Consider the following 5323-nt stretch of genomic DNA (forward strand, 5'->3'; position numbering starts at 1 on the left):
ATGCAGCCTATGAATTATTAAAAGAACAGATAGAAAGTGTCTTAGATACTTTGACCGATCGTGAAGAAAATGTTTTGCGCTTACGCTTTGGTCTAGATGATGGTCGGACGCGGACTTTAGAAGAAGTTGGTAAAGTCTTTGGCGTTACACGGGAACGTATCCGTCAGATCGAAGCTAAAGCTTTACGTAAATTGCGTCATCCTTCACGGTCCAAACAATTAAAAGACTTCTTAGAATAAGCTTTGTCAAAGGTCCGCCGATTTTTGGTGGACCTTTTTTTGTCGAGTCTGAAGATAAATGGTAAAATAATCCTTAAGAAATAACGTCAGCGGAAATAAAATGTGGCGCTGAGTCTAAAAAGTAGTAAATGAAAGGAATAGCTATATTTTCTGACCACATTTGGTATAGCTAATAGTAACATGGATGCACATCATCTTTCACAACGTCTCTTATGTGTGGCTGATCTGATCGAAAAAGGAGCACGTTTAGCAGATATCGGTTCTGATCATGCTTATTTACCAGCATATTTGGCTTTAAAGGGTCAAATTGAATTTGGGATCGCTGGTGAAGTGGTCAAGGGACCTTATGAAAATGCAAAGCAAGAGATCAAAAAAGAGGGGCTAGAGGATAAAGTAAAAGCTCGATTGGCTGATGGCTTGAATGCGATCGAGTTAGTAGACCAGATCAATGTGATCACGATCTGCGGGATGGGTGGTACGTTGATCTGTGATATCTTGGAAGCTGGCAAGGATAAGTTAGTCGATCATCCACAGTTGATCTTACAGCCTAATGTCGGTGAAGAAAATGTCAGACGTTGGTTGTTAGCTAATAATTATCAGATCACAGCTGAATACATCATGGAAGAAGATGGACACATCTATGAAGTGATCGCAGCGAGCTATACTGATGAAAAACAAACTTTAACGCCAGAAGAGTTACAGTTTGGTCCGTATCTTTTACAAAAGAAAAATGATGCTTTTCAAGCTAAATGGCAAAAAGAGATCGCTAAGTTAGAAACTATCTTAAAAGAATTGAATAAAGCAAATCAAGTTCCAGTCGCTAAAAAACAAGCGCTTGAAACAAAAATAGCACAGATCGGAAGTGTTTTAAATGGTTAAAGTCAAAGAGATCGTGGCACGTTTTGAGGAATTTGCTCCCCAGCGGATCGCTGAAAAAAATGATCCGATCGGATTGCAATTGGGTAGCCTAGAGCATGAAGTCAAAAAAATGATGGTCACTTTAGATGTCAGACCAAAAGTCGTTGAAGAGGCGATCGCTACGGGAGTAGACTTCATTTTTGCCCACCATCCAGCAATGTTTGTTCCGGTAAAACATTTTGATCTAGCAGATCCACAAAATCAAATGTATGCCAAGCTCATCAAACATGATATTACGGTCTATGCAGCCCATACCAACTTGGACAATGCTAACGGTGGTATGAATGATTGGCTAGCAGAAGCGTTAAATATTGAAGATACAAAGCCGTTACTACCACCTAAAGCTGAAGTTTGGTATAAATTAGCGGTATTTGTTCCTAAAGAGCATGCTACAGTTTTGCGTCAAGCCTTAGCTAAAGCTGGTGCGGGACATTTAGGTGATTATACGGCGTGCTCTTATTCTGTAAGTGGAACAGGACGTTTTAGACCAGAAGCAAGTGCTATTCCATATTTAGGTGAAGTTGGCCAAGTAAGCGAGGTAGCTGAAGAAAAAGTCGAAGTGGTCTTTCCGGCCAAAATAAAAGCAAAAGTTTTACAAGCAATGCAAGCTGCACATCCTTATGAGAAGATCGCTTTTGATCTATATCAAGTCGAAGGCCTAGGTCAAAGTACGGGGATGGGACGCGTCGGGAAGTTGAATGCGCCGATGACAGTAAGTGAATATGCGGTATTTTGCAAACAAGTTTTAGGGCTTCAGGGCTTGCGTTTGGTAGCTAAAGATCCTACAAGATCAGTAAAACGGGTCGCGGTCTTAGGGGGGGCAGGCGCTAAATTTTATCCATTTGCTTTAAATGCTCAAGCCGACGTCTATGTTACAGGTGATGTCTCTTACCATACAGCTCATGATATGTATGAAAGTGGGCTGGCAGTGATCGATCCAGGGCATCATTTTGAAGCGATCTGTAAGCCCCACTTAGAACAACTCTTTACTCATTGGAATGAGCAAAATGCTTGGCAGATCGAGGTCGTCTCTTCTAAATTAAATACAGATCCATTCACATTCATCTAGCAGAAAAGAGGAATTTTAATGACAAAATATGATAAATTAGTACCGCGCTTTTTAGATTATGTTAAAGTCGAAACACGTTCCGATGAAAATTCGACGACGATCCCATCTACGCAGTCACAAGTTGAGTTTGCTAAAAAATTAGCGGCTGAATTGACTGCGATCGGTCTAGAAAATGTCCGCATCTCGGCTAAAAGTGGTTATGTTTTTGCTGAATTGAAGAGTAATTTAGCCGATGATACAGGTGTAAAAAAGGTCGGCTTTTTAGCTCACATGGATACGGCTGATTTTAATGCGACTGATGTAAAACCACAGATCATTGAAAATTATGACGGAAAAAGTGATATCAAATTGGATCTGGCTGGTGACTATATCTTATCACCAGCCGAATTTCCAAGTTTGAAAAAATATCAAGGGCATACTTTGATCACAACTGATGGATCGACTTTGCTTGGAGCTGACGATAAAGCAGGGGTAGCTGAGATCATTACGGTCATGGAATATTTAGTGGCTCATCCTGAGATCAAACACGGCGATATCAAGATCGGGATCGGACCAGATGAAGAGATCGGAACTGGCTCACGGCAATTTGATGTGGCTGAATTTGGGGCTGATATCGCTTATACGGTCGATGGTGGTCCTTTAGGAGAATTAGAGTATGAGACCTTTAATGGGGCTCAGGCTAAGGTCAAATTTATCGGAAAAGATGTTCATCCGGCGACCGCAAAGGGGATCATGGTCAATGCGATCCAGCTAGCAATGGATTTCCATGCTTTATTGCCTAAAGAGGAAGTTCCTGAAAAAACAGAAGGGCGCCAAGGATTTTTCCATGTGCTTGATATGCAAGGGACAGTCGATCAAGCTAGTTTGACTTATATCATTCGTGATCACGATCATCAAAAATTTGAACAACGTAAACAATTGATGAAAGATATTACAGCTAAATTAAATGAAAAATTAGGACAAGAGCGTGTTGTTCTTGAATTAAAGGATCAATACTACAACATGCGTGAAGTGATCGAAAAAGATATGACCGTCGTTGAACTTGCTAAACAAGCGATGGAAAATCTTGATATCACACCAGAGATCTATCCCGTCCGTGGAGGCACAGATGGGTCAACGATCTCATTTATGGGGTTACCAACACCTAATATTTTTGCGGGAGGCGAAAATATGCATGCCCGCTATGAATACGTTTCTAAGCAAGTTATGGAACAAGCAGCTGACGTGATCTTAGAGATCATCAAGTTGGCAGCAACTAAATAATTTTAAAGCGTGACAAGTAAGTCGCGCTTATTTGTGAAATGGGGTAGTTACGATGAATAATGAAGATAATTTGACTTCGGCAGTTCAAGCTGCATTGGGTGAAGCCCAACAGATCGCGATAACGCGCAAGCAACAAGAGATCGATGTTGTTCACCTCTTTAAATTTTTAGTGCAACCAGGTGAACTTGTTGGTGAGATCTATAAAAAAGCAGGTGTTGATCTTAAAGCTTTTGAACAAGAGATCGACCGTGTCTTAGATCAGTTACCAGTCATTTCTGGTAGTGTCCAATATGGTCAGGCATTTAGTACGAAGCTATTGCAACTATTGCGTGATGCTGATGAGATCAAGCAAGAATTTGGCGATGAATATATCTCTTTAGATACCTTGATCATAGCTTTGATGAAACAGACTTATGATCCACTAGCACGGTGGTTGACCGAGCATGGTGCTACTGTCACTAAGTTACAACAGACCATCACTGAGATGCGTGCTGGCGAACGGGTGACCTCTAAAAATCAAGAAGAACAATACCAAGCTTTGGAAAAATATGGGGTCGACCTAGTCAAACAAGTACGCCAAGGTAAACAAGATCCGATCATTGGTCGGGATGAAGAGATCCGTGATGTGATCAGGATCTTATCGCGAAAGACGAAAAATAATCCCGTCTTGATCGGGGAACCTGGGGTCGGTAAAACAGCGATCATCGAAGGATTAGCTCAACGGATCGTTAGAAAAGATGTTCCTGATAATCTAAAAGACAAGACGATCTTTTCTTTAGATATGGGCTCTTTGATCGCGGGAGCTAAATACCGTGGTGAATTTGAAGAGCGCTTGAAAGCTGTTTTAAAAGCCGTTACAAAGAGTCAAGGACAGATCATCTTATTTATCGATGAGATCCATAATATCGTTGGTGCAGGTAAGACAGAGGGCAGTATGGATGCCGGTAATCTGTTAAAACCAATGCTTGCTCGAGGCGAATTGCATTTGATCGGGGCGACGACTTTAGACGAATATCGTGAGTATTTGGAAAAAGATAAAGCTTTAGAACGCCGCTTCCAAAAAGTTTTGGTCAAAGAACCAACTGTTGAAGATACGATCTCGATCTTGCGTGGGTTAAAGGAACGCTACGAGATCCACCATGGTGTTTCGATCCATGATAGTGCCTTAGTGGCAGCAGCGACTTTATCTGATCGCTACATCACTGATCGTTTCTTACCAGATAAAGCGATCGATCTAGTCGACGAAGCATGTGCTGAGATCAGAGTAGAAATGAATTCGATGCCGACCGAACTTGATCAGATCACGCGGCAATTGATGCGTCAAGAAGTCGAAGAAGCTGCATTGAAAAAAGAATCCGATCCCGCTTCTAAGAAACGCTTAGCTGAAATGCAAAGTGAATTAGCTGAGTCGCGTGAGAAAGCTAATCAGTTAAAGATGCGCTGGGAAAGTGAAAAAGAAGACGTCCAAAAGATAAGTGATAAAAAATCTGAACTTGATCGAGCTAAGCATGAACTAGAAGAAGCAGAAAACAACTATGACCTTGAAAAAGCTGCTAAATTACAACATGCTGTGATCCCAGAATTGGAGAAACAATTGGCTAAACTAGAGCAAGTAGAGCGTCCCGATAATTGGTTGGTCGAAGAGTCAGTGACCGAAGAAGAGATCGCTTCAGTCGTCAGTCGGTTAACGGGCGTACCTGTAGCTAAATTAGTTCAAGGTGAACGGCAAAAGCTCTTACATTTAGCAAAGAATCTGCATAAGCGTGTGATCGGGCAAGATGAAGCTGTTGATGCGGTCTCAAATGCGGTCTTGCGTTCCCGTGCTGGGTTACAA

The 5323-nt window shown here is 41.6% G+C and carries 5 protein-coding genes; all 5 read left to right on the plus strand.

All coding sequences use genetic code 11. The annotated features are described in order from the left end of the window. Positions 1-239, plus strand: a 239-nt coding sequence (locus Q9Q35_RS06665) for a sigma-70 family RNA polymerase sigma factor (protein WP_304652684.1), incomplete at its 5' end; no start/stop codon positions are given. A gap of 180 nt (positions 240-419) precedes the next feature. After that, the gene (locus Q9Q35_RS06670; protein WP_304652685.1) at positions 420-1118 is read left to right on the plus strand and encodes a tRNA (adenine(22)-N(1))-methyltransferase TrmK; all 699 of its coding nucleotides are present in this window, start codon (positions 420-422) and stop codon (positions 1116-1118) included. Further along, entirely contained in the window at positions 1111-2226 is a 1116-nt protein-coding gene (locus Q9Q35_RS06675; RefSeq protein ID WP_304652686.1) for a Nif3-like dinuclear metal center hexameric protein, read from the plus strand. Before Q9Q35_RS06670 ends, Q9Q35_RS06675 begins: the two co-directional genes overlap by 8 nt. 18 nt (positions 2227-2244) lie before the next feature. Next, entirely contained in the window at positions 2245-3489 is a 1245-nt protein-coding gene (gene pepT / locus Q9Q35_RS06680) for a peptidase T (protein ID WP_304652687.1), read from the plus strand. 52 nt (positions 3490-3541) lie between these two features. Continuing rightward, the coding region (locus Q9Q35_RS06685; RefSeq protein ID WP_304652688.1) for an ATP-dependent Clp protease ATP-binding subunit at positions 3542-5323 on the plus strand (1782 nt) is incomplete at its 3' end.

This window comes from uncultured Ligilactobacillus sp., assembly GCF_948826705.1.
GTDB lineage: Bacteria > Bacillota > Bacilli > Lactobacillales > Lactobacillaceae > Ligilactobacillus.